Source organism: Bradyrhizobium sp. R2.2-H, from assembly GCF_004346455.1.
Taxonomy (GTDB): domain Bacteria; phylum Pseudomonadota; class Alphaproteobacteria; order Rhizobiales; family Xanthobacteraceae; genus Bradyrhizobium; species Bradyrhizobium diversitatis.
The window spans coordinates 482,918-506,555 of the sequence record NZ_SMBR01000002.1 but is presented as its reverse complement, the minus strand read 5'-3'; the positions used below and the strand labels follow the sequence as shown (position 1 = coordinate 506,555).

Annotated in this window: 21 protein-coding genes and 2 tRNA genes; 6 read left to right on the top strand and 17 right to left on the bottom strand. The window is 64.1% G+C overall.

Going from position 1 to position 23,638, the window contains the following annotated elements; all coding sequences use genetic code 11:
- Nucleotide 1: 1 nt before the first annotated feature.
- Nucleotides 2–955, top strand: a complete 954-nt coding sequence (locus EDE08_RS06520) for a cation diffusion facilitator family transporter (RefSeq protein WP_165935742.1) — start codon at nt 2–4, stop codon at nt 953–955.
- A 73-nt stretch (nt 956–1,028) separates the two neighbouring features.
- Here EDE08_RS06520 and EDE08_RS06515 read toward each other — a convergent pair whose 3' ends face one another.
- Nucleotides 1,029–1,889 (bottom strand): class I SAM-dependent methyltransferase, encoded by an 861-nt coding sequence (locus EDE08_RS06515; protein WP_165935743.1) that lies wholly within the window; start codon nt 1,887–1,889, stop codon nt 1,029–1,031.
- A gap of 129 nt (nt 1,890–2,018) precedes the next feature.
- On the opposite strand from EDE08_RS06515, the gene EDE08_RS06510 reads away from it, so the two are divergent.
- A tRNA-Val gene (locus EDE08_RS06510) sits at nt 2,019–2,095 on the top strand.
- Nucleotides 2,096–2,135: 40 nt separating this feature from the next.
- Here EDE08_RS06510 and EDE08_RS06505 read toward each other — a convergent pair.
- The 6 genes from EDE08_RS06505 to EDE08_RS06480 form a co-directional block, all read right to left on the bottom strand.
- Complete coding sequence (locus EDE08_RS06505; protein WP_131868138.1) at nt 2,136–2,540, bottom strand: GFA family protein; 405 nt, start codon at nt 2,538–2,540, stop codon at nt 2,136–2,138.
- Between the two features lie 69 nt (nt 2,541–2,609).
- The gene (lon, locus tag EDE08_RS06500) at nt 2,610–5,033 is read right to left on the bottom strand and encodes an endopeptidase La (protein ID WP_028181341.1); all 2,424 of its coding nucleotides are present in this window, start codon (nt 5,031–5,033) and stop codon (nt 2,610–2,612) included.
- 321 nt (nt 5,034–5,354) lie between these two features.
- On the bottom strand, nt 5,355–6,626 hold the full coding sequence (clpX, locus tag EDE08_RS06495; RefSeq protein WP_008547851.1) for an ATP-dependent Clp protease ATP-binding subunit ClpX: 1,272 nt from the start codon (nt 6,624–6,626) through the stop codon (nt 5,355–5,357).
- Between the two features lie 444 nt (nt 6,627–7,070).
- Entirely contained in the window at nt 7,071–7,706 is a 636-nt protein-coding gene (locus EDE08_RS06490; protein WP_061877822.1) for an ATP-dependent Clp protease proteolytic subunit, read from the bottom strand.
- A 365-nt stretch (nt 7,707–8,071) separates the two neighbouring features.
- Complete coding sequence (gene tig / locus EDE08_RS06485) at nt 8,072–9,433, bottom strand: trigger factor (RefSeq protein ID WP_131868137.1); 1,362 nt, start codon at nt 9,431–9,433, stop codon at nt 8,072–8,074.
- A gap of 171 nt (nt 9,434–9,604) precedes the next feature.
- Nucleotides 9,605–9,689: transfer RNA gene (locus EDE08_RS06480), tRNA-Leu, on the bottom strand.
- A gap of 154 nt (nt 9,690–9,843) precedes the next feature.
- Between EDE08_RS06480 and EDE08_RS06475 the strand changes: the two genes are divergently transcribed.
- On the top strand, nt 9,844–11,145 hold the full coding sequence (locus EDE08_RS06475; protein ID WP_131868136.1) for a multicopper oxidase family protein: 1,302 nt from the start codon (nt 9,844–9,846) through the stop codon (nt 11,143–11,145).
- A gap of 108 nt (nt 11,146–11,253) precedes the next feature.
- Here the strand turns inward: EDE08_RS06475 and EDE08_RS06470 are convergent, their stop codons facing one another.
- Complete coding sequence (locus tag EDE08_RS06470; RefSeq protein WP_165935744.1) at nt 11,254–12,753, bottom strand: NAD(P)H-hydrate dehydratase; 1,500 nt, start codon at nt 12,751–12,753, stop codon at nt 11,254–11,256.
- A gap of 380 nt (nt 12,754–13,133) precedes the next feature.
- On the opposite strand from EDE08_RS06470, the gene EDE08_RS06465 reads away from it, so the two are divergent.
- Both EDE08_RS06465 and glnA read left to right on the top strand, forming a co-directional pair.
- Nucleotides 13,134–13,472 carry a P-II family nitrogen regulator gene (locus EDE08_RS06465; RefSeq protein ID WP_007603495.1) on the top strand — a complete coding sequence of 113 codons (339 nt, stop codon included), beginning with the start codon at nt 13,134–13,136 and terminating at the stop codon, nt 13,470–13,472.
- A gap of 152 nt (nt 13,473–13,624) precedes the next feature.
- Nucleotides 13,625–15,034 carry a type I glutamate--ammonia ligase gene (glnA, locus tag EDE08_RS06460; protein ID WP_131868134.1) on the top strand — a complete coding sequence of 470 codons (1,410 nt, stop codon included), beginning with the start codon at nt 13,625–13,627 and terminating at the stop codon, nt 15,032–15,034.
- A gap of 81 nt (nt 15,035–15,115) precedes the next feature.
- Here glnA and EDE08_RS06455 read toward each other — a convergent pair whose 3' ends face one another.
- The 3 genes from EDE08_RS06455 to EDE08_RS06445 form a co-directional block, all read right to left on the bottom strand.
- A complete protein-coding gene (locus EDE08_RS06455) occupies nt 15,116–15,877 on the bottom strand; it encodes a slipin family protein (protein WP_131868133.1) in 762 nt (253 codons plus the stop codon).
- Nucleotides 15,874–17,256: an NfeD family protein gene (locus EDE08_RS06450; RefSeq protein ID WP_131868132.1), complete on the bottom strand. Its 1,383-nt coding sequence runs from the start codon at nt 17,254–17,256 to the stop codon at nt 15,874–15,876. Before EDE08_RS06450 ends, EDE08_RS06455 begins: the two co-directional genes overlap by 4 nt.
- Nucleotides 17,257–17,648: 392 nt before the next feature.
- On the bottom strand, nt 17,649–18,422 hold the full coding sequence (locus tag EDE08_RS06445) for a gamma-glutamyl-gamma-aminobutyrate hydrolase family protein (protein WP_131868131.1): 774 nt from the start codon (nt 18,420–18,422) through the stop codon (nt 17,649–17,651).
- A gap of 279 nt (nt 18,423–18,701) precedes the next feature.
- On the opposite strand from EDE08_RS06445, the gene EDE08_RS06440 reads away from it, so the two are divergent.
- Complete coding sequence (locus EDE08_RS06440; protein WP_131868130.1) at nt 18,702–19,853, top strand: AI-2E family transporter; 1,152 nt, start codon at nt 18,702–18,704, stop codon at nt 19,851–19,853.
- A gap of 90 nt (nt 19,854–19,943) precedes the next feature.
- On the opposite strand, the gene EDE08_RS06435 is transcribed toward EDE08_RS06440, so the two are convergent.
- The 6 genes from EDE08_RS06435 to EDE08_RS06410 form a co-directional block, all read right to left on the bottom strand.
- Nucleotides 19,944–20,240: an antibiotic biosynthesis monooxygenase family protein gene (locus tag EDE08_RS06435; protein WP_131868129.1), complete on the bottom strand. Its 297-nt coding sequence runs from the start codon at nt 20,238–20,240 to the stop codon at nt 19,944–19,946.
- 114 nt (nt 20,241–20,354) lie between these two features.
- Complete coding sequence (locus EDE08_RS06430; protein WP_131868128.1) at nt 20,355–20,591, bottom strand: hypothetical protein; 237 nt, start codon at nt 20,589–20,591, stop codon at nt 20,355–20,357.
- A 56-nt stretch (nt 20,592–20,647) separates the two neighbouring features.
- On the bottom strand, nt 20,648–21,868 hold the full coding sequence (locus EDE08_RS06425) for a GGDEF domain-containing protein (protein WP_131868127.1): 1,221 nt from the start codon (nt 21,866–21,868) through the stop codon (nt 20,648–20,650).
- A 230-nt stretch (nt 21,869–22,098) separates the two neighbouring features.
- On the bottom strand, nt 22,099–22,578 hold the full coding sequence (gene rpsI, locus EDE08_RS06420; RefSeq protein WP_028178828.1) for a 30S ribosomal protein S9: 480 nt from the start codon (nt 22,576–22,578) through the stop codon (nt 22,099–22,101).
- A gap of 1 nt (nt 22,579) precedes the next feature.
- On the bottom strand, nt 22,580–23,044 hold the full coding sequence (rplM, locus tag EDE08_RS06415; protein WP_018642440.1) for a 50S ribosomal protein L13: 465 nt from the start codon (nt 23,042–23,044) through the stop codon (nt 22,580–22,582).
- Between the two features lie 156 nt (nt 23,045–23,200).
- A complete protein-coding gene (locus EDE08_RS06410) occupies nt 23,201–23,629 on the bottom strand; it encodes a PaaI family thioesterase (protein ID WP_094891794.1) in 429 nt (142 codons plus the stop codon).
- Nucleotides 23,630–23,638 lie beyond the last annotated feature (9 nt).

Genomic DNA, 23,638 nt, shown 5'->3' with positions numbered 1-23,638 from the left:
CTTGGGCAGTCACGATCACGGTCATCACCACCACGATCACGGCGGCCATGCTCATGAGTATGGCCACGCCCATGTCCATGCGCCCGCCAGTTTCGGCAAGGCGTTCGCGATCGGCATCTCGCTCAACACCGCGCTGGTCGTGGCCGAGGCAATCTACGGCTATATCGGCAACTCCACCGCCCTGCTCGCGGACGCCGGTCACAATCTTTCCGACGTGCTCGGCCTGGTGGTGGCCTGGGGCGCCTCGATCGCAGCGCGCCGCGCCCCGAGCGGCCGCTTCACCTACGGCCTGCGCGCCTCCACGATTCTAGCGGCACTTGCGAACGCGGTGTTCCTGCTGGTCGCGACCGGCGCGATCGGCTGGGAGGCCATCCTGCGCCTGCAGCAGCCGGAGCCCGTCGCAGGCGTTACGGTGATGGTGGTCGCCGGCATCGGCATCCTCATCAACGCGTTTACCGCCATGCTGTTCGCGAGCGGCCGCAAGGAAGACATCAACATCGAAGGCGCGTACCTGCACATGGCGGCCGACGCCGCGGTGTCGCTCGGCGTCGTTGTCTCGGCGGCGCTGATCATCTGGACGGGCTGGCTCTGGCTCGATCCCGTCACCAGCCTCGTCATCTGCGCGGTAATCCTCTGGAGCACGACGAGCCTCTTGCGCGGCTCGATCGACATGTCGATGGCGGCCGCGCCCAAAGGCACCGACCTCGCCGCGATCAGGGCCTTCCTGCTGGCGCGGCCCGGCGTGTCAGGGATCCACGACCTCCACGTCTGGCCGATCTCCACCACCGAGACCGCGCTGACCTGCCACCTCGTCATGCCAACAGGCGCGGACGACGCATTCCTGATGCAGACGGCGCAATTGCTCAAGACATCCTTCCGCATCGGCCACACCACGCTTCAGGTCGAGACGCATCCCGACAACGGCTGCGCGCTGGCGCCGGATGACGTGGTGTAGGATCGCAAATCCATCCACGTCGTCTTCGTCGCTTCGCTCCTCGCAATGACGGGCGTGGAGAGAGCGCCGAGCCCTACCTCGCCTTCGCCGTCACGATCCAGATCGCACCTTGCAACTCGACGCTCTGCCCGTTCAGGAACGGCGCGAGCGTCTCGCGGATCGAGGCTTTTGCGGCCTCATGCGTCTCCGGCGGATGGCCCTGGAGCGCGCGGCTGGCCGGACCGATCTGCAGCGAGCCGTCGACGGCCGCATCGAGGCCGCCGCCGATCGCGATGTCCATGGCGAGATTGTGCGGCTCCATCGCCACATCGACGAAGCCCGCGCCCTTGAGGATGCGCATCACGCGCTCCTCCGAAGCGAAGGCGAACGGGCCCGGCTCCTCCGGCCCGACCGGAGGCATTTTCGGCACGTGCTTGTAGACCGCCATCAGCGGCGCCATCATCCAGGGATTTTCCTTCGGCTCGCGCCAGCAGGCGAAGGCGAGCCGCCCGGATGGCTTCAGCGCACGGCGCAGATTGGTGAAGGATGCGATTGGATCGGCGAAGAACATCACGCCGAAGCGCGAGGCCAGCAGATCGAAGCTCGCCGGCTCGAACGGATAGACGGTCGCATCCGCCAGCACGAAATCGAGCGGCAGGCCCTTCGGCGCAAACGCGCGCGCCTGCGACAGCATCGGCTCCGACACGTCGAGGCCGAGCGCAAAGCCATCCGGCGCCACGGCCTTCGCGAACGCCACCGTCGTCGCACCGGATCCGCAGCCGACGTCGAGAACGCGCTCGCCGGGCCTCGGCCTGGCGCGGTCGATCAGCACGTCGGCAATGGGGCCGAGCAGGTTCTCCTGCGCCGCATGGCGGTCGGCCCAGCGCTGCCCGCTCGGCCCGTTCCAATAGGCGATCTGGTCGGCGTTTTGCTCGTGTCCGCTTGGCTGTTCCATTGGGGCCTCCATCGCTGCGCTGCGAGGTCATACCACGCCGGAAACAGGTCAGGCGGTCAACTGAGGTCGGGGCGCAATGTCACCGCCCCCTTGCTCCAACACCCGTGGCAAGGCTAAAGAGGCGCCGTGGGGCGGTTAGCTCAGCTGGTTAGAGCATCTCGTTTACACCGAGAGGGTCCGCGGTTCGAATCCGTGACCGCCCACCAAGCTTCCCTCTTCGTCCGCTACGGCTCAGAAAGCCCGACCTCAATCCCCCGGCCTTCCCGGCAGCAGCGGCACGGCGTCGATCCACACCGCCGCCGATTGGCACCAGATCTGCCTGACGGGGCGCAATTTGTCGCGCTGGCGGATGCTGCCCCAGCGGACGCCCCAATCGTCGGCCTGGTCGCCCTCGCCGCTGGTGAACAGCGGGGAACCGCAATCGGCGCAGAAATGCTGGAAGCGCATCCGGCCGTTGTCGCCGCGCTTGCCGTAGATCTTTGGCGTGCCGGCGGTCAGGCGGACATCGGCCGCGGAACAGATCACGGTAACCCGGAACGGCGAGCCCGTCAGCGTCTGACAGTCCCGGCAATGGCAGACCGAGACGGCCTCGGGGTCGATCTCGGCTTCAAAGGTGATCTGCCCGCAATGGCATTGCCCGTCGACGTGCATTGCCTCCTCCCCTTCCCCCAAAACAAAAACGGCGCCCGAAGGCGCCGTTTTATCATCTTTCACTGAACCTCAGTGCGCGGTCAGGCCGCCGGCGGCCTCGTCGCCATCAGGCTTCACCGTCACCTTGGTGTCCTCTTCCCAAACGATCGGCACCGGCTTCCTCACCAGCGCCTTGGCGATGACGTCGTCGAGACGCGAGACCGGGATGATCTCCATGCCGCCCTTGATCGCATCGGAAATCTCCGTGAGATCCTTGGCGTTGTCCTCGGGGATCAGCACCGTCTTGATGCCGCCGCGGGCCGCAGCCAGCAGCTTCTCCTTCAGGCCGCCGATCGGCAGCACGCGACCGCGCAGCGTGATCTCGCCGGTCATCGCAACATCGTGGCGGACCGGGATGCCGGTCATGACCGAGATGATCGCGGTGGCCATGGCGACACCGGCGGACGGACCGTCCTTCGGCGTCGCGCCCTCCGGCACGTGCACGTGGATGTCGCGCCGGTCGAACAGCGGCGGCTCGACGCCGTAGTTGATCGCGCGCGAGCGGACGTAGGACGCCGCCGCCGAAATCGACTCCTTCATCACGTCACGCAGATTGCCGGTGACCGTCATCTTGCCCTTGCCGGGCATCATGACGCCTTCGATCGTCAGCAGCTCGCCGCCGACATCGGTCCAGGCAAGGCCGGTGACGATGCCGACCTGCGGCTCGCTCTCGATCTCACCGAAGCGGTACTTCGGCACGCCGAGCAGCTCTTCCAGAGTCTTCTCGGTGACCTTGACCGACTTCTTCTTGGAGATCATCAGCTCCTTCACCGCCTTGCGGGCGAGTGTGGAGAGCTCACGCTCCAGATTACGCACGCCCGCTTCGCGGGTGTAGCGGCGGATCAGAAGCAGCAGCGCGTCGTCGTCGATCGAGAACTCCTTGGAGTCCAGGCCGTGCTTGGACACCGCGTTCGGGATCAGGTGCTTGCGCGCGATCTCGACCTTCTCGTTCTCGGTGTAGCCCGCGATCCGGATGATCTCCATGCGGTCCATCAGCGGGCCGGGAATATTCAGCGTATTCGCGGTCGTGATGAACATCACGTTGGATAGATCGTAATCGACCTCGAGATAGTGGTCGTTGAACGTCGCGTTCTGCTCGGGGTCGAGCACCTCGAGCAAGGCCGAGGACGGATCGCCGCGGAAATCGGCGCCCATCTTGTCGATCTCGTCCAGCAGGAACAGCGGATTGGACGACTTCGCCTTGCGCATCGACTGGATGATCTTGCCGGGCATCGAGCCGATATAGGTGCGGCGGTGACCGCGGATCTCGGCCTCGTCGCGCACGCCGCCGAGCGAGACGCGCACGAATTCGCGCCCCGTCGCCTTCGCGATCGACTTGCCGAGCGAGGTCTTGCCGACGCCGGGAGGTCCGACGAGGCACAGGATCGGGCCCGTCAGCTTGTTGGCGCGCGACTGCACCGCGAGATACTCGACGATGCGTTCCTTGACCTTCTCGAGCCCATAGTGATCCGAATCCAGGATGGCCTGTGCAGCCTCCAGGTCCTTCTTCACCTTGGACTTCTTGTTCCACGGAATCGACAGCAGCCAATCCAGATAGTTGCGCACGACGGTCGCTTCCGCGGACATCGGCGACATCTGGCGCAGCTTCTTCAATTCATGCTGCGCCCGCTCGCGCGCTTCCTTGGAGAGCTTGGTCTTGGAGATCTTCTCTTCGAGATCGGCGAGCTCGTCGCGACCATCGTCGTCGCCGAGTTCCTTCTGGATCGCCTTCATCTGCTCGTTGAGATAATACTCGCGCTGGGTCTTCTCCATTTGTCGTTTGACACGAGAACGAATCCGCTTCTCGACCTGCAGCACCGAGATCTCGCTCTCCATCAGGCCCAGCACCTTCTCCAGGCGCGTAGTGACGGACAGCGTCTCCAGGATGCCCTGGCGGTCGGCGATCTTGACTGCGAGATGCGAGGCAACGGTGTCGGCGAGCTTAGCGAAATCGGTGATCGCCTGCACGACGCCGACGACCTCGGCCGAGATCTTCTTGTTGAGCTTCACATAGCTCTCGAAGTCGGACACGACCGAGCGCGCCAGCGCTTCCGCCTCGACCGACTTCGCGTCGGTGTCGGCGAGCGCGACCGCGGTCGCCTCGTAATAGTCGGCGCGATCGGTGTACTTCGCCACGCGCGCACGCTCGAGCCCTTCGACCAGCACCTTCACGGTGCCGTCCGGAAGCTTCAAGAGCTGGAGCACGCTGGCAAGCGTCCCGGTCTCGTAGATGGCATCGGGCGCCGGATCATCATCGGACGCGTTCTTCTGCGTCGCGAGCATGATCAGCGCATCGTTCTTCATCACCTCTTCGAGCGCGCGGATCGACTTCTCGCGGCCGACGAAGAGCGGCACGATCATGTGCGGGAAGACGACGATGTCGCGCAGGGGCAGCACGGGATAAGCGTGCGTTTCGCCATGGACGATGGTTGGCCGGGGTTTGGGATTGGTCATGGCCTTTTCCTTTTGCTTTGCCCCCTTGCACGCAGCCCGCTGATCATGCGCAACCGCCACAAGGTGCCGAGGTGATCCGCAGAACCGATCGGTCCTCTACGAGTTGGACCGGCTCGCCGGATGGACTGAGGCGAATCTTGAAGAGAATTTTCGCTCGCCGCCGACATTAGGTGGCTATCGACCCGGGGGGTGTCAAGTCATTGAAAAACGCGCGCCATCAGGCGCTTACGCACGCAAACAAGCGACGCAACACCGGCTGCGGAGATACAGTTCCGCAGCCCCATCTTGAAGAGAGGATTGGAGCGCTCCAGCGCCGCCGGATCAGGCGCTGGCGTTCTCGACGGCGCGATCGGATCGATCGGCATAGATGTAGAGCGGACGCGCCGTTCCTTCCACCACTTCGCGGGAAATCACGACTTCTTCCACACCTTCCAGGCCCGGCAGGTCGAACATGGTCTCGAGCAGGATCGCCTCGAGGATCGAGCGCAACCCACGCGCGCCGGTCTTGCGCTCGATCGCCTTGCGGGCGACCGCACCAAGCGCCTCGTCGGCGAAGGTCAGCTCGATGTTCTCCATCTCGAACAGCCGCTGGTATTGTTTCACCAGCGCGTTCTTCGGCTCGGTCAGGATCTTCTTCAGCGAGGTCTCGTCGAGGTCCTCGAGCGTCGCCACGACCGGCAGACGGCCGACGAACTCGGGGATGAGGCCGTACTTCAGGAGGTCCTCCGGCTCGACGTGACGGAAGATCTCGCCGGTACGGCGGTCCTCCGGGGCGAGCACCTGGGCCCCGAAGCCGATCGAGGTCGACCGCCCGCGCGCCGAGATGATCTTCTCGAGGCCGGCGAAAGCGCCGCCGCAGATGAAGAGGATGTTGGTGGTATCCACTTGCAGGAACTCCTGCTGCGGATGCTTGCGGCCGCCCTGCGGCGGGACCGAAGCCACCGTGCCTTCCATGATCTTGAGCAGCGCCTGCTGCACGCCCTCACCCGACACATCGCGCGTGATCGAGGGATTGTCGGACTTGCGGCTGATCTTGTCGATTTCGTCGATATAGACGATGCCGCGCTGGGCGCGCTCGACATTGTAGTCGGCGGCCTGGAGCAGCTTCAGGATGATATTCTCGACGTCCTCGCCGACATAGCCGGCTTCGGTCAATGTCGTCGCATCCGCCATCGTGAACGGCACGTCCAGGATGCGGGCGAGCGTCTGCGCGAGCAGCGTCTTGCCCGAGCCGGTCGGACCGATCAGCAGGATGTTCGACTTCGCGAGCTCGACGTCGTTGTGCTTGGTCTGATGGTTGAGGCGCTTGTAGTGATTGTGCACCGCGACCGACAGGACCTTCTTCGCATGGCTTTGGCCGATCACGTAATCGTCCAGCACCTTGCAGATTTCCTTCGGCGTCGGAATCCCGTCGCGCGACTTGACCAGCGAGGACTTGTTCTCCTCGCGGATGATGTCCATGCAGAGCTCGACGCACTCGTCGCAGATGAAGACCGTGGGACCCGCGATCAGTTTGCGGACTTCGTGCTGGCTCTTGCCGCAGAACGAGCAATACAGCGTGTTCTTGGAGTCGCTCGTGCCGACCTTACTCATTCCTGTCTCCGTCCGCGGTTCGATCCCGTTCCGCTCGATCGCTCCATTCCGACACGAAGGCCGGCATGAAGCTTAAGTAGAGCAAATTCCGTACCAAAAAAGACCTTACGCATCACATCCCGTGCGAATCACGGTCACTCGATTCTCCCGCGATCATAGCCGATCAGTCGTAGCCAACCATGCTGTCACCCGACTATCAAGAATTCGCTAATCGGACGTCGCCGGCTACCCGTGACAATACCGTGATTTCCGGTCTTGGCACGGACGAAGTGATCGAAATCACCCCGGCGTTGCTGGATTGCCACGAAAAGAGCACGAAAGCGGAACCTTCTGCGTGTCGCAGAGCGCAAAACCGCGCTTTGCGACGCGTCACCCGCGCCTAACGCGGACGCACCCCGACGGGTCCACGGCGATCTGAGGGACCGCCGTGACGAGCCCGTAGTGCTACGGAGCCTTCGCCTGCGCCGGCTCCTCGGCACGCTTGTCGATGACCTTGTCGACCAGGCCGAACTCCTTGGCGTCGTTCGCGGTCAGGAACTTGTCGCGTTCCAGCGCATCCTCGATCGACTTGTAGGTCTGGCCGGTGTGCTTCACGTAGATCTCGTTGAGCCGCTTCTTCAGGTTCAGGATTTCCTGGGCGTGCAGCATGATGTCGGTGGCCTGGCCCTGGAAGCCGCCGGAGGGCTGGTGGACCATGATGCGCGCATTCGGCAGCGAGAAGCGCATGTCCTTCTCGCCGGCGCAGAGCAGCAGCGAGCCCATCGAAGCCGCCTGCCCGGTGCACAGCGTCGAGACCGGCGGGCGGATGAACTGCATGGTGTCGTAGATCGCAAGGCCCGACGTCACCACGCCGCCCGGCGAATTGATGTACATCGAGATTTCCTTCTTCGGATTTTCCGCCTCAAGGAACAGGAGCTGCGCGACGATCAGCGTCGACATCCCGTCCTCGACCGGGCCGGTCACGAAGATGATGCGCTCCTTCAGGAGGCGCGAGAAAATGTCATAGGCGCGCTCGCCACGGTTGGTCTGCTCGACCACCATGGGCACGAGGTTCATGTAGGTTTCAACCGGATCGCGCATGAGTCACCTAGTGTTTCTAAGAGGCGGACATCGCCGATCTTGGCTGCCAGTCGCACTGGATATGCCGGAAGGCCGATGGACGTCCCGTGATGCAGGAACTTGGTAGAGGTAGAAGGCGTAGCGACAGATATAGCCCAATTCGCTCCTGACAAGTGCGGAGCGTATTAAGGCTTAATCCTCGAGGCAGTTGAAGCTGATTCGTACAAAGAGGCCCAGCCGGCCATCTGGCTAGCTGGGCCCCTTCGCTGATCATCCTTAATGGAAGACTGTCCCTGCGCCCACTCCGATGCAATCGGAACGGGCTCTGGATTCAGTTCTGACGCGTTTTCTTGACGCGAACCGGTATCCACTTCGCCCGAAAGCCTTCAGGCTGCGGTCTTTTCCGCGTCGTCGTCCTTGTAGAGGTCCTCGCGCGAGACCTTCTTCTCGGTCACGTTGGCGAGTTCGAGGATGAAGTCGACGACCTTGTCCTCGTAGATCGGGGCACGAAGCTGGGCCAACGCCTGGGCGTTGTTGCGATAATAGTCCCAGACCTCCTTCTCGCGGCCGGGCATCGAGCGCGCGCGCTCGATCACGGCGCGGCCGACCTCGTCGTCGGTCACGGTGATCTTGTTTTTCTCGCCGATCTCGGAGAGCACGAGGCCAAGCCGCACGCGGCGATCGGCGATCTTGCGGTACTCTTCCTTGGCGGCGTCCTCCGTGGTGTCCTCGTCGGCGAAGGTCTTGCCGGCGGAATCCATCTCGGCCTTGACCGAGTTCCACATCAGATTGAACTCCTCGTCGATCAGCGAGGGCGGCGCCTCGAAGCGATGCGCCTCGTCGAGGCGGTCAAGCAGCGCGCGCTTGACGCGCTGGCGCGTCGCGGTCGCGAACTCGGCAGAAAGGCGCTCGCGCGCGGCTTCCTTGAGCTTGTCCAGCGATTCCAGGCCTAGCGACTTGGCGAATTCGTCGTCGATCGCAAGGTCCTGCGGCGCCTCGATCAGCGTCGCGGTGGTCTCGAACTCGGCCGGCTGGCCGGCGAGCTTGTCGTTCATGTAGTTCTTGGGGAACGACACCTTCAGCGTGCGGGTCTCGTTCGCGCCGATGCCGATCAGCTGCTCCTCGAAGCCCGGGATGAAGGTGTTGGAACCGATCAGGACCTGGATGCCTTCGCCGGTGCCGCCCTCGAAGACTTCGCCGTTGATGCTGCCCTTGAAGTTGATGGTGACGCGGTCGCCGGAGGCTGCCTTGGCGCCCTCGCCCTTGTCGGCAAAGGTGCGGTTGGTATCGGCGATGCGCTTGATCGCTTCGTCGACGTCGGTGTCGGTGACGTCGGCCACGGGCTTCTCGACCTCAAAGGTCTTGAAGTCGGCGAGCGCAATCGCCGGCACGACTTCGATCGCGACCGTGTAGGTCAGATCGGTCTTGCCGCTCAGCAGCTCCTCGACCTCGGCCTGCTCGCTCGGCATGGTGATCTTCGGTTCGGTGGCGAGACGGAAGCCGCGCTCGGAGAACAGCTGCGTGTTGGTGTCGCGGATGGTCTGGTCGATGGTCTCGGCCATCACGGAGCGGCCATAGACCTTCTTCAGATGCGAGACCGGGACCTTGCCCGGGCGGAAGCCGTTGATGCGGACCTTGTCCTTGAGGTCGACGAGCTTGGCGCCGGCCTTGGCATCGAGATCAGACGCGGGAACGCTGATCCTGAACTCGTGCTTCAAGCCTTCCGAGAGGGTTTCTGTGACCTGCATGGCGTCCAATCTTCTTCTCGTTCGGTCCCGGCACGTCGCGCGTCGGGACGCTGTCATTAATCGATCCGGCGCGAGGCAAACGCCTCACCACCGGTGTTCATCGGACCGGCTCCAGACGGACGATCGTCCGCAGAAGCAGGTCTCGTAATCCGTGCAAACGCGATAAGCGCTTGGTGCGGGCGGAGGGACTCGAACCCCCACAACTTTCGTCACTGGAACCTAAATCCAGCGCGTCTACCAGTTCCGCCACGCCCGCGTGAATTTGCATCAAGACCGGCCGCGATGCCGCGGGCGGCCGGGCTTATAGCATGTGCCTGACTGTTCGCAGCAAAAAAATGGCCGGTTGGAGGCATGCTTCAAGTAGGCACGATGGCTGGACTTATCCAGCGCGTCATGATCCGGATCGCCCCATGAAACCGCGGATTCTCTACCCGACCCGACGTGAGGTTTTGACCGGTCTAGGGGCCTCGGCGGCCGGGTTGATGACCGGCGGCGCAGGGCCGCTCGTGACCGCCCAACTCGCGCTTCTGGCAAGGCCGGCAACCCTGGCTTCGAAGGCGGGACAACCAGCCACAGCAATCTGGGAGCTGGCCGCCGTAAGCCATCTCGGGACCGTCCGTCTCAAGCGCGGCGACCGATGCGAAGTGGTGTTTCGCAACGACCTGCCTGTGCCACTTGCGCCGGTCTGGTACGGCCTCAATGGCGCGACTGCCGCAGACCCGCTGCGAGGGCGCGCGCCCGCCGCACCGGATACGACCGAAACATCAATCATTTCAACACCAAACGCGGGAACCCTGCTGGCGGACTTCCGTCTCTTCGAGGGCAGCCTGAAGCAGCCCGCGCGCCCGCTCCCGATCATCGTGGCCGAGACCGGCCGGGTTGCCGCCGACCGTGACGAGATCCTGTTGATCGAGGAATGGCGTCTGCGGCCGGATGGCACCGCGGTCCCGCCGGGCCAGGACCCGAAGGACGCGACACCGCTCTACACGGTCAATGGCAGAACTTCATTCGAACTCTCAGCCGCGGCCAATGAGCGGCTGCGACTACGCTTCATCAACGGCTCCCAACGTACTGTTCTCGCGATCAAATTGGGAAGTCACGAGGTCCGCGTGATGGCCCTGGACGGCCAGCCGGCCGAGCCGTTCCCCGCCCGAAATGGCGCCCTGGTGCTGGCCCCGGGGGCGCGAGCCGACGCATTCGTGGATGCGGCGACATCGGCCCCATTCCTGCTCCATGACGGCAAGGAGGCGCGCCAGGTCGGAAGCCTCGTCATCTCCGGGAAGCTGGAGCGCGCGCCGCTGTTGCCGCCGCAGCCGCTCCCTTCGAACGACCTTCCCGAGAAGCTCGATCTGAGAGGCGCCCTGCGGTTCGATGTCGCGCTTGGCGCAGCCGACGCAGCCTGGACGCGGCCCGCGAACTTTTCCACGGCCTCCGCCCCCATCTTCCGCGCCAAGACCGGCCGCACCGTCGTGCTGACGCTGAAGAACTCCGGCCCGATCGCCACCATCTTCAATCTGCACGGCCACCCCTTCCGCCTGCTCGACACGCTCGACGATGGCTGGAAGCCCTATTGGCTCGACACGCTCGCGATCGAGCCCGGACAGACCCAGCGCATCGCGTTTGCGGCGACCGCGCCCGGGCGATGGCTGATCGAATCCGTGGTGACCGATTGGGCCGCACCACGTCTGGTGCGCTGGTATGGGGTGGAGTGAGATTTTGTAGGATGGGTAGAGCGCAGCGAAACCCATCGCCATCGCGCTCAGACTTGAGATGATGGGTTTCGCTGCGCTCTACCCATCCTACCGCCCGTAGCGAACCGCTCAGTACTCCACCCCCAGCGCATCATAGATGCGCCGGTGCACGGCCGGCAGGGTCTCGGTGAGGTCCTCGGCGATCAGGCCCGGCCCCGCCTCGCTTGCCGCCTCGCCGTGCATCCACACGCCGATGCTGGCGGCCTCGAAAGCCGGCACGCCTTGCGCCAGCAGCCCCGCGATGATGCCGGAGAGCACGTCGCCGGCACCGGCCGTGGCCAGCCAGGGCGGCGCGTTGGCGGCGATGGTGGCGCGGCCGTCAGGGGCGGCGATGGTGGTGTCCGGGCCTTTCAGGAGCACGACGGCGCCGGAGCGTTCGGCAGCAGCGCGGACGCGCTCGAGCTTGGAGCGGCCGGGATGCTTGTTGCTGAGATCGGAGAACAGGCGCGGAAACTCTCCCTCGTGCGGGGTCAGCACCACCACACTGTCCTGCGAGGACTTGATCGATTCGAACAGGCGCTCGGGGGTCGCGGCAAAGCTCGTCAGCGCATCCGCATCGAGCACCAGATGCCGCTGCGCGTTGAGAGCGGTGTGAACGAGGTCGCAGGTGCGCTCACCGATGCCCGCGCCGGGACCGATGATGCAGGTATTGTAGCGCTTGTCGCCGAGCAGCTCGCCGAACTCGATGGCGGTGTCGACGGGGCGAACCATCACCGCAGTCAGCGCGCCCGCATTGATCGCGAGCGCATCGCGCGGGCTCGCCAGCGTCACGAGGCCCGCGCCGGCCCGCAGCGCTCCGCGCGCGGCGAGCCGCGCGGCGCCTGTCGCTGCCGCATCGCCGGACACCGCCAGCACGTGACCCCGCGCATATTTGTGGCCATCGATGCGCGGCACCGGAAAGGCGGCGCCCCAGAGGTCCGGATCGTTCTCGAAGGTCTGCGGCGCGATCTCGTCCAGCACCTGCGCATCGATGCCGATGTCGGCGACGCGCACGCGGCCGCAATGCATCCGCCCGGGCAGAAGCAGATGCGCCGGTTTCTTGCGGAAGAAGGTGACGGTCTCGGTGGCGTTCACCGCCGCCCCCATCACGGCCGCGCTGGTGCCGTTGATGCCGCTCGGCAGGTCGACCGCGAGCACCGGAGCACCGTTGGCGTTGATCGCCTCGATCATTTCGCGCACCTCGCCGTCGACGGGACGGCTGAGACCGGCACCGAACAGCGCATCGACGATCAGCGCAGGCTTTCCGATTGCCTGGGGGTTGAACGGAAGCACCGGATGCTTCCAGCCGCGCGCCGCGGAGGCCGCATCGCCCTGGAGCTGATCGCGCTCGCACATCGGGATCACCGAGACCTCCCGCCCCTGGGCGGCGAGCTCGGCGGCGGCGACAAAGCCGTCGCCGCCATTGTTGCCCGGGCCGGCCACGATCAGGATCGGCCCCTCCTCCACCAGCGCATGGGCGGCCTTGGCGACCGCCTGGCCTGCGCTCAGCATCAGCTCGAAGCCGGGCGTACCGGCCGCAATGGCGAGCTGGTCGGCGCGCTGCATTTCGGCGTTGGTCAGAACTTCCATGCCACTTCCTAGTACAATCGCCTGTTCAACAGGCACCTTCCGCGCCGCTCCGACGGCAAAAACATTAATCTGCACATATATTGAACCGTTTGCCTATTTCGTAGTCTTCGGTATTTTGTGCAGATCGGCGCCACCACCCAGGATGCTCGTTAAAAGGCTGATAACGCTCCAATAACCAGGGCATTTGCAACTTGGCATAGACCCTGCTTTCGAGGAAGCCGCTTCGGTTCGTCGTGCTCACTGGCATCTTACAGAGTGTGGCCGACCGTTGTTGCCGGACTGGTCAGGGATCCCGGCATAGAGAGGACAAGATCGTGCGTTGAGAAATGCGCATCCTGACGAAGACGTTGCTATTTGATCGAGAGGCCGGGAGTCGCGCAGTGAAGAAAATCGAAGCCATCATCAAGCCATTCAAGCTAGACGAGGTGAAGGAAGCGCTTCAGGAAGTCGGTCTTCAGGGCATCACCGTCACTGAAGCCAAGGGCTTCGGCCGGCAGAAGGGTCACGCCGAACTTTACCGCGGCGCAGAATACATCGTCGACTTCCTGCCGAAGGTAAAAATCGAGATCGTGATCGGCGACGATCTGGTCGAGCGCGCCATCGACGCGATCCGCCGCGCCGCGCAGACCGGCCGCATCGGCGACGGCAAGATCTTCGTCTCCAACATCGAAGAGGCGATCCGCATCAGGACCGGCGAATCCGGGCTGGACGCTATCTGAGCCGGGTGCTATCCCGCGTTTTGCGACACTCCGACAAGAAATAAGGCTGCTTCGGCGGCCTGATTTCGTTTGTGCGGTCGCGCAAAACTCGCCCAAAGCGAGAACGAGTTTGCTCATCTGGAAACCGATCCGCAGAGCCAAAAGGGGTATGCATGAAGACCGCCAAAGACGTCCTGAAATCGATCAAGGACAACGACGTCAAGTACGTCGACCTGCGCTTCACCGATCCGCGCGGCAAGTGGCAGCACGTCACGTTCGACGTCAGCATGATCGATGAAGACATCTTCGCCGAAGGGACGATGTTCGACGGGTCCTCGATCGCCGGCTGGAAGGCGATCAACGAGTCCGATATGTGCCTGATGCCCGATCCGGTGACCGCGACGATCGATCCGTTCTTCGCCGAGACCACCATGGTCATCACCTGCGACGTGCTCGAGCCGACCACCGGCGAGCCCTACAACCGCGACCCCCGCGGCATCGCCAAGAAGGCCGAGGCGATGGTGAAGTCGATGGGCGTGGGCGACGCCGTGTTCGTCGGCCCCGAGGCCGAGTTCTTCGTGTTCGATGACGTGCGCTTCTCGTCCAGCCCCTACAACACCGGCTTCCGCCTCGACTCCTCGGAGCTGCCGACCAATTCCGACACCGAATATGAGGGCGGCAATCTCGGCCACCGCGTCCGCACCAAGGGCGGCTATTTCCCGGTGCCGCCGCAGGACTCCGTGCAGGACATGCGCTCGGAGATGCTCGGGGCCATGGCCAAGATGGGCGTCAAGGTCGAGAAGCATCACCACGAGGTCGCTTCCGCCCAGCACGAGCTCGGCATGAAGTTCGACACGCTGACGCTGATGGCTGACCACCTCCAGATCTACAAGTACTGCATCCACCAGGTCGCGCACATCTACGGAAAGACCGCCACCTTCATGCCGAAGCCGGTCTATGGCGACAACGGCTCGGGCATGCATGTGCACCAGTCGATCTGGAAGGACGGCAAGCCGGTGTTCGCCGGCAACAAATATGCCGACCTGTCGGAGACCTGCCTCCACTACATCGGCGGCATCATCAAGCACGCCAAGGCGATCAACGCCTTCACCAACCCCTCGACCAACTCCTACAAGCGTCTGGTCCCGGGCTATGAGGCCCCCGTGCTGCTCGCCTATTCCGCGCGCAACCGCTCGGCGTCCTGCCGCATCCCCTACACCGCTTCGCCGAAGGCCAAGCGCGTCGAGGTGCGCTTCCCCGATCCGCTCGCCAACCCCTATCTCGGCTTCGCCGCGATGCTGATGGCCGGCCTCGACGGCATCAAGAACAAGATCGATCCGGGTCCGGCGATGGACAAGGATCTCTACGACCTGCCGAAGGAAGAGCTGAAGCAGATCCCGACGGTATGCGGCAGCTTGCGCGAGGCGCTCGAAAACCTCGACAAGGACCGCGCCTTCCTCAAGGCCGGTGGCGTGTTCGACGACGACTTCATCGACGCCTATATCGAGCTGAAGATGACCGAGGTCGAGCGCTTCGAGATGACCCCTCACCCGATCGAGTTCGACATGTACTATTCGGGCTGATCGGCTCGAACGCTTTCCGACAGGCAAGAGGCGCTCCGAAAGGGGCGCCTTTTCGTTTTGGACGTTGCGGCAAGCCTATCGCTACGGGTTATTTGGCCGCGGCATGAAGTGGTCGAGCAGGCCCGTCGGCAGCGGAAACACGACCGTCGACGACCGCTCGCCGGCGATGTCGTGCAGGGCCGCGAAGTAACGCAGCTGCATCGCCTGGGGCTCCTGCGCGAGGATCCGGCCGGCTTCGACCAGCTTTTCGGCCGCCTGCTGCTCGCCCATCGCGTTGATCACCTTGGCCCGCCGCAGGCGTTCCGCCTCGGCCTGTTTGGCAATCGCGCGAACCATGGTTTCGTTGATATCGACGTCCTTGATCTCGATGCCGGTGACCTTGATGCCCCAGACGTCGGTCTGCTTGTCGAGGATCTCCTGGATGTCGGCGTTCAGCCTGTCGCGCTCGGCAAGCATCTCGTCGAGCTCATGCTTGCCGAGCACCGAACGCAACGTGGTCTGGGCGAGCTGGCTTGTCGCCGCCATGTAGTCACCGACCTTGATGATGGCGCGCTCGGGGTCGACGATGCGGAAGTACAGGACGGCGTTGACCTTGACGGAGACGTTGTCCCGCGAAATTACGTCCTGCGGCGGCACCACCTGCACCATCACCCGCAGATCGACCTTGACGAGCTGCTGCACGATCGGCACGAGGAGAATGAGACCCGGGCCCTTCACACCGGTAAAGCGGCCGAGCGTAAAGATCACGCCACGCTCGTATTCGCGCAGGATTCGAATGGCCTGGGACAGAAGCACGATAACAAGCAGCGCAAGCGCCGCATACGTCAGATATTCCAGCATCATGATGTACCTCCCTCGCCTGTCCGGGCGGGTGTGCGGCGTATCAGCAGCGTCAGATCGACGACATTGGCGACCTCCACCGTCTCTCCGGGCTTGAAGGTTTCGGCGCCGCGGGCCTGCCAGCGCTCACCATGGGCGAAGACATGACCTTCGTTCCCGTTCCAGTCGAGAACCTCGGCGGGCAAGCCGCGCATGGCCTGTGCGCCGACCAGCGCAGGAGCTTTGCGGACGCGCCGTAGCGAACCAAGCACGATCAGCGCAAAGCCGCTGAACACGACCGCAGTAGTGCCGATCACCCACCAGGACAGTTGGTATCCAGGCGCCTCGCTCCTGAAGAGCATCATTGCTCCCAGCACGAAAGCGATGATCCCGCCGAAGCCGACCACCACGGTCGGGTTGAAGGCTTCGACGGTGAGAAGCACGAGTCCCACCAGCATCAGGGCGAGACCGGCATAATTGATCGGCAGCAAATTGAGTGCGTAGAGGCCGGTCAGCAGGCAGATCGTGCCGACGACTCCCGGCGCGGCCGCACCGGGAGATACGAACTCGAAGATCAGGCCGTAGATGCCGACCATCAGGAGAATGAATGCCACGTTCGGATTGGTGATGACTGCCAGGAAGCGGGATATCGGTCCGGGGTCGATGGCTTCGACGACAGCATCCTTCGTTGCGAGGCGTTGCGTCCTGCCGCCTGCGAGCTCCACCACGCGGCCATCAACCTGTCGCAGCAATTCAGCCTGATCGCGCGCGACGAGATCGATGGCATGTGCCTCCAGCGCGCCGTTGGCAGAGAGTGTTGCGGCCTCGCGGACCGCCTTCTCTGCCCAGTCCACGTTGCGGTTGCGCAGCTCGGCGAGGCTGCGGATGAAGGCGACGGCATCGTTCGTGGCCTTCGCCGTCATCGCGTCCTTCGGCTCATCCTTCTTGTCTTTGCCATCCTTGTCGGGGGTGCCGCTCGGCAGGCCCGGCAGCGGCCCGCCAATCTGGACCGGCGTCGCCGCACCGATATTGGTACCTGGTGCCATCGCCGCGATGTGGGTCGCATAAAGGATATAGGTCCCCGCACTCGCCGCATGGGCGCCGGAGGGAGCGACGTAGCCAATGACAGGGACCGGCGAGGCGAGCACATCGGCGATGATCTCGCGCATGCTGGAATTGAGCCCGCCGGGCGTGTTCATCCTCAGAAGCACGACCTCGGCGCGCCGTGCGCTCGCCGTGGCCAAAGCCTCCCGCACGTAGCTGGCTGACGCCGGACCAATCGCCCCGTCGATCGAAACAACAAGGGCTACGCGCTCGCTCTCCTCCGCTGAGCTGGGAAGGAGGCAGCAGATCAAAGCCACGACGGTGATCGCCGCAACGAGGGCCGCCTTCATGGTCTGCACGGCACGGGCTCCCTTGCAGAGCATATGGTGGTCCCCTCGTGAACCTCAATGTTGCGCGTGGAAGCCAACGTCGCGATTGTGCAACGCAATGCAAATGGCCGTGCAGGACGCCCCCGCGCCGCGTCTCGGGGCGTCGGGCAAGACACCCCGTCAAGCCCGCCCTGCAGAAATATGTTAATTTTCCGAATTTCGGATTTGTGGCATACATCCGTCATCCCGGCCCTTGCCAAAGGGGCGCTTCGCGATCGTCACGAGATGCGGGCCGAGACTGTGAAGGTGTGCCTGCTGATTGAAAACCAAGTGAGAGTCCGATGCAGTTCCCGGAGCCTGTCATCGGGTCGCAATGACGGCAGGGCGACAGCGTGCCCGCCCCTCCGCACCGTACCGGCCGCCTACGCCGCCGCCTTTTGCCGCGCGGCCAGCGCCTCGCCAAAGGCCTCGAACAGCTTGCGGTTGATCGGGTTGTGCTGCGGGTCATACTCTGCATGCCATTGCACACCGAGCGCAAAGGCCGGGGCTTCAGCGATCCGGATCGCTTCGATGGTGCCGTCCTCGGCGACGCCCTCGATCAGAACGCGCTTGCCGGGATCGAGGATGCCCTGGCCGTGCAGCGAATTGACCCGGATCTTCTCGCAGCCGAGAATCCTTGCGAACGCCCCGCCCGGCGTCAGCTCGACGTCATGGCGGTCGGCGAACACCACGGTCGGATCGGGGTGAATCTCGCCGTTCTCGAGCCGGGGCATGCGATGGTTCATGCGGCCCGGGATCTCGCGGATCTCGGGATGCAGCGAGCCGCCGAAGGCGACGTTCATCTCCTGGAGACCGCGGCAGATGCCGAACAGGGGGATGCCGCGGGAGACGCAGGCGACGGAGAGCGCCAGTGCCACCTCGTCGCGGTGGATGTCGTAGGGCTCGTGCTTCTCGCAAGGATCGACGTTGAAACGGGTCGGATGCACGTTCGCGCGGGCGCCGGTGAGAATGATGCCGTCCACGGTATCGAGCAGCGCCGCGATATCCGTGATGTCGGGCGAGCCCGCGAACATCACCGGCAAGCCGCCGGAGACCTCAGCCACGGCGCGCAGGTTTCGCTCGCCGACCATCTGGACCTGAAATCGATTTTCGACGCGATGGGAATTCCCGATCACGCCGACGACCGGCTTTCTCATCTGTCGTTCCGCGCCTCCAGGTAAGAAGATTCCGCCAACATGCCCCTCCGATGGAACAAATTCAACAGAAGGGATCGCGGGACGGCAATGCTATTTTCGCGCAAATACCCGGACTGGAGCGCCGTGGCAGGCCGGGCGGCGGCGAGTCCGATCGCTCGGAGGGGACTTACAGCCCGGCGTTGGCGGCCAGCGCGCCGATCCGGCGCGTGTCGCGCTTGATCCGCGCCAGGATTTCGCGAAAGAGTGAGCTGGCGCCGCCTCCCTCGAAAAGGACCCAATGTGACGATTCCCAGAGATGAACGGTCCCGGACCCGCACCAACCTGGCTGGGGATCAGGCCTGGGCGATTTCGGTCGGAGGCATCGGCGTCGTGCTGTTCACCGCACTGCTCGCCTTCACCTGGTATTTTGCGGCGACGCTGCTATTGATCTTCACCGGCATGCTGCTAGGCCTCGGCCTCAACGCGCTGGTCCATGCGCTCGGCCGCCGGGTTCACCTGCCCCACTCGGTCCGACTTGCGATCGTCTGCGTCGCGCTTGCCCTGCTTCTCGCAGGCATCGCCTATTTGGGCGGCGCCACCATTGCCGAGCAGGCCTCGCTGCTGAGCAAGACCATCAAGTCGCAGATCGTCAATGTCAGGTCCTTCCTCGAGAACCACGGCATCGACACCAGCTACTTCGATCTCGGCAATGCTGCGTCGGACTCCTCCGCCAATACTTCGTCGGAGGCGACATCCCCGCCAGCGGCGCCCTCGCGCGGCCCCTTGCCCAGCGCCGGCGCGCTCGCCTCCAGCGGCGGGGCGATCGTCAGCCAGACCTTCAAGCTGCTGCTCGGCACCATTCACGGCGTCGGCAACATCTTCATCGTGCTGTTCCTGGGCCTCGCCTTCGCCGCCCAGCCCGGCGTCTATCACGACGGCCTGCTGTTCCTGGCACCGGCGAGGCACCGCACGCGTGTCGCCCTCGTCATCGACCGTATCAGCGAAACGCTGGAGCGCTGGCTGATCGCCCAGATCGTCGTCATGATCGCGGTCGGCGTCGTGACCTGGATCGGGCTTGCGATCATCGGCATCCCCGGCGCGTTCATCTTAGGGATCCAGGCGGGCCTGCTCGCCTTCATCCCCACCGTCGGAGCCATCATCGCCGGCGTCATCGTGGTGCTGGCAAGCCTCGCCTCGGGCTGGATCCCGGCCTTGTCGGCCTTTCTCCTCTTCATGGGCGTTCACGCCATGGAGAGCTACGTGCTGACGCCGATCCTGCAGCGGCAGGCGCTCGACATCCCGCCGGCCACGCTGTTCGCGTTCCAGATCTTGCTCGGCGTCGTGTTCGGCATCTGGGGCCTCGCGCTGGCGCTGCCGCTGGTCGCCATCGCCAAGGTCATGATCGACCACTTCAAGACCTATGAGGCGCCGCCGCTCGCCGAGGCGGCGTAGAGCATGATCCGGACAAGCGCGCAGCGGTTTTCCTTCGCGACAAACGCGAAACGCGTTTGCGCGGAGATCATGCTCCAGAAATAGAGCCGCTCAGGTCGTCAGCACGGTCTCGGTGTGCTCGACCTCGGGGGGCGAGGCAAAATACTGGCCGACGAGGCCGCGCCATTCGGTGAAACTCTCCGAGCCGCGGAAGTCGACGGTGTGGTTCTCCAACGTCGCCCACTTCACCATCAGCCGGTAGCGCTGCGGCTTCTCGATGGATTTGTGCAATTCGAAGCCGTGAAACCCCTTGGAACCGCCGAAGGCGGCCTTGGCCTTGGCGACGGCCGCCTCGAAATCCTTCTCGCTGCCCGGCTTGACGTCGATTTGCGCGATCTCGGTGATCATCGGTTTCCACCTTTTCATTCGATCGGCGTGTCTACCGCAGACGGCGACAAAGAAAAAGGCGCCGCGACGGCGCCTAGCTCCCTGGAATATGCAGGTCTCTTGAATGCAGGCCTGTCAGGCGAGCAGCAACACGGTGCCCGCAACGATGAACACGCAACCGACGAACATTGCGAACGGCCAATAGCTGCGGTGCTGGCCATAGCGCCCCTGCGCGCGACGCTCGGCGATCAGCGCCGTCTCGTATTCATCGGCGGTCGAGAAGAGACAGGCGAAGCCTCCGCGTGCGGAGGCCGCGGCGGCTTCGAGCGACATCAGGGTGATTTGCGGATTCTGTCGACGGATCGATTCCATGGCCGCAATGGTATGGAATCGAACGGTAAACAGAGGATTACCGCAAGGCCCTGCGATCAGGCGGTGGCCGGACGCGCCTGCGGCGCGCCGATCCGTGCCGCGCTCTGGCGGCGCCAGTTCTCCAGCGACAGTGGCAGCTCCTCGGCCGCCTCGACGCGGTTACGGCCGCCGCGCTTGGCCTGGTAGAGCGCGGTGTCGGCCGAGGCCAGCAGCACTTCGAGCTCGGTGCCGGCCGGACCGCCGGCGACGCCGATGCTGACCGTGGTGTCGACCGGGCCCTCGTCGACCACGACGCCGGAGGTCTCGAACGCTTCGCGCACGCGCTCGGCGACCAGCACGCCCTCCTCCAGCGAACACGGCAGGAGCGCGGCGAACTCCTCGCCGCCGATGCGGCCCGAGAGGTCGGAGATGCGCAAATTGCTGACGACGACGGTGGAGAACAGCTTCAGCATCTCGTCGCCGGCGGGATGGCCGAAGCGGTCGTTGATCGACTTGAAGTGGTCGATGTCGAAGATCATCACGGTCACGGGCCGCCCGGCCTTGGCCTCGCGCTCGATCACGCGCGCGCAGGCTTCCGAGAAGCCGCGGCGGTTGAGCATGCCGGTCAAAGGATCGGTGGACGCTGCGGTCCGATGCGCGGTGACGGTGCGCTCCGACACCAGCATGAAGATGACGAATACGGTGCCGACGGCGTAGAGCACGAGTTCGACCGCGAACACAGTCACCCAGATGCTCGATGAAAAGCCGGCATCATGCGGGCGCAAGAAGCTGCCGATCAGGATCGGCAGCATCAACACGCAGCCGTGCATCACCGGAATCACGAAGGCGGGCCAGCGCCGTTGCAGGCTCTTGCGCCGTTCGGTCCAGAGCTCGCTCGCAGTCAGCGCCGCGTACACCGAGACGATGCCGGCACCGAGGAGCATGCGCAGCATGGACGCGGCGGGATCGAGCAGCGTCGCAGCAGTGACCCAGGCGAGCGCACCGAGCACGAGACCGGGCCAGTTCGGCTTGCGGCCGTGGAAGACGCGCGCCGCATTCCACACCATGCCGCAGGCGACGAAACCGACGGCGTTCAGCGCAAGATAAATATGGGGACCCAGCCTGTCGCCCGCCGCGGTCCACAGCGCGACCGAGGCGGCACCGAGCAGATAGGCGGTGCCCCACCATTTCAGCGCGGGGCTGTTCTCCTGCTTGCCGAAAAACACCATCATGGCGCCGAGCAGTGCGGCAACCATGGTGGCGACCAAATAGAGCGTGATGCTATCGAGCGACATCATGTCGGCCCCCTCTAGAACATAGCAGTTACGCGATCGGAACATCCGATTTGCGCGCCCTTCCGAAAGGCGACGCTAGGTCCGGCGAGTTCCATTCAGGTTTTCGCGGATCCCTAAGTTTTCGGGAAACAAGCCATCAATTTGCATACAAACGAACAGCAAAAAGGGCGCTGAAATCAGCGCCCTTTTGCATCTCATTGAAGCCGCTTTCGCGGCGAATGCGACAAAAGCGATTAACGCTTCGAGAACTGGAAGGAGCGGCGGGCCTTGGCCTTGCCGTACTTCTTGCGCTCGACCACGCGCGAGTCGCGCGTGAGGAAGCCGCCCTTCTTGAGCACGCCGCGCAGCTCCGGCTCGAAATAGGTGAGCGCCTTGGAGATGCCGTGACGGACCGCGCCGGCCTGGCCGGACAGGCCGCCGCCGGCGACGGTGCAGATCACGTCATACTGGCCCGAACGCTGGGCCACCGAGAACGGCTGCTCGATCATCATGCGCAGCACGGGACGGGCGAAATAGACCTCGACCTCGCGCGAGTTGACGGTGACCTTGCCGGCGCCCGGCTTGATCCAGACGCGGGCGACCGCGTCCTTGCGCTTGCCGGTGGCATAGGCGCGGTTGAACTTGTCGACCTTCTTCTCGTGCTTGGGCGCCTCGGGCGCTGCCGCCGTCTTGAGCTGCGAGAGCTGGTCGAGCGACTGGATGGATTCGGCCATGTTATGCGGCCCTCGTGTTCTTGCGGTTCAACTTGGCGATATCGATCTTCTCGGGCTGCTGCGCCTCGTGCGGATGATCGGCCCCGCCGTAGACGCGGAGGTTGCCCATCTGCACGCGGCCGAGCGGGCCACGCGGGATCATGCGCTCGACGGCCTTCTCGAGCACGCGCTCGGGATGACGGCCCTCGAGGATCTGGCGCGCGGTGCGCTCCTTGACGTGGCCGACATAGCCGGTGTGCTTGTAGTAGGTCTTCTGCTCGCGCTTGCGACCGGTGAGGACCGCATGCTGCGCGTTGATGATGATGACGTTGTCGCCGCAATCGACGTGCGGGGTGTAGGTCGGGAGGTGCTTGCCGCGGAGCCGCATGGCGACAATGGTGGCGAGACGGCCGACGACCAGACCCTTGGCGTCGATCAGCACCCACTTCTTCGTCACCTCGGCCGGCTTTGCCGAAAAGGTTTTCATGTCAGAATTTCCGTGAGGGAGACATCGGCGCGAACACCGCACCGGACTGCGCGGTTTTCTAGAGAAGAGACGCGCAACGGTCAATGCCCAATGGCGGAAATTACTTTCGTAAAATCAATTACTTAAAATTACGGTGTTATAATACCCGCAAAAAGTTCAAACATTTGGAATGGAATAGGTCGAGGTGACATGGGCAATCGGATCGGGGGAGGTGCCGGACAGCAGCTTCACTTCTCCGACTGCCAACCGCTTGCCGAGCTTGAGCAGCCGCGCCTCGGCCAGCACGTCCTGCCCAGGCTGGCCCTTGCGCAGGAAGTTGATGTTGAGATTGGTGGTGACCGCGAGCCCGACCGGGCCGATGGCGGACAGCAGCACCACGTACATGGCGAAATCGGCAAGCGCCATCAGCGTCGGGCCGGATACGGTTCCGCCCGGCCGAAGCATCTTCTCGCTGAAACGCTGCCGCAACAGGCAGGTCTGACCATCCGCGCTTTCAATGGTGATGTCGTCGCCGCTGAACGCCTGGGGAAATTCGACGCGAAGGAACTGCTCCACGTCCGCCACGCTCATTTTCGCTAACGCCATGCTGTTTCC

What these genes read in the sequence shown, in the direction of transcription:
- EDE08_RS06515 (WP_165935743.1), bottom strand. Translation starts at nt 1,889, where the DNA reads ATGGAACAGCCAAGCGGACACGAGCAAAACGCCGACCAGATCGCCTAT.
- EDE08_RS06505 (WP_131868138.1), bottom strand. Translation starts at nt 2,540, where the DNA reads ATGCACGTCGACGGGCAATGCCATTGCGGGCAGATCACCTTTGAAGCC.
- lon (WP_028181341.1), bottom strand. Translation starts at nt 5,033, where the DNA reads ATGACCAATCCCAAACCCCGGCCAACCATCGTCCATGGCGAAACGCAC.
- clpX (WP_008547851.1), bottom strand. Translation starts at nt 6,626, where the DNA reads ATGAGTAAGGTCGGCACGAGCGACTCCAAGAACACGCTGTATTGCTCG.
- EDE08_RS06490 (WP_061877822.1), bottom strand. Translation starts at nt 7,706, where the DNA reads ATGCGCGATCCGGTTGAAACCTACATGAACCTCGTGCCCATGGTGGTC.
- tig (WP_131868137.1), bottom strand. Translation starts at nt 9,433, where the DNA reads ATGCAGGTCACAGAAACCCTCTCGGAAGGCTTGAAGCACGAGTTCAGG.
- EDE08_RS06475 (WP_131868136.1), top strand. Translation starts at nt 9,844, where the DNA reads ATGAAACCGCGGATTCTCTACCCGACCCGACGTGAGGTTTTGACCGGT.
- EDE08_RS06470 (WP_165935744.1), bottom strand. Translation starts at nt 12,753, where the DNA reads ATGGAAGTTCTGACCAACGCCGAAATGCAGCGCGCCGACCAGCTCGCC.
- glnA (WP_131868134.1), top strand. Translation starts at nt 13,625, where the DNA reads ATGAAGACCGCCAAAGACGTCCTGAAATCGATCAAGGACAACGACGTC.
- EDE08_RS06455 (WP_131868133.1), bottom strand. Translation starts at nt 15,877, where the DNA reads ATGATGCTGGAATATCTGACGTATGCGGCGCTTGCGCTGCTTGTTATC.
- EDE08_RS06445 (WP_131868131.1), bottom strand. Translation starts at nt 18,422, where the DNA reads ATGAGAAAGCCGGTCGTCGGCGTGATCGGGAATTCCCATCGCGTCGAA.
- EDE08_RS06435 (WP_131868129.1), bottom strand. Translation starts at nt 20,240, where the DNA reads ATGATCACCGAGATCGCGCAAATCGACGTCAAGCCGGGCAGCGAGAAG.
- EDE08_RS06430 (WP_131868128.1), bottom strand. Translation starts at nt 20,591, where the DNA reads ATGGAATCGATCCGTCGACAGAATCCGCAAATCACCCTGATGTCGCTC.
- EDE08_RS06425 (WP_131868127.1), bottom strand. Translation starts at nt 21,868, where the DNA reads ATGATGTCGCTCGATAGCATCACGCTCTATTTGGTCGCCACCATGGTT.
- rpsI (WP_028178828.1), bottom strand. Translation starts at nt 22,578, where the DNA reads ATGGCCGAATCCATCCAGTCGCTCGACCAGCTCTCGCAGCTCAAGACG.
- rplM (WP_018642440.1), bottom strand. Translation starts at nt 23,044, where the DNA reads ATGAAAACCTTTTCGGCAAAGCCGGCCGAGGTGACGAAGAAGTGGGTG.
- EDE08_RS06410 (WP_094891794.1), bottom strand. Translation starts at nt 23,629, where the DNA reads ATGGCGTTAGCGAAAATGAGCGTGGCGGACGTGGAGCAGTTCCTTCGC.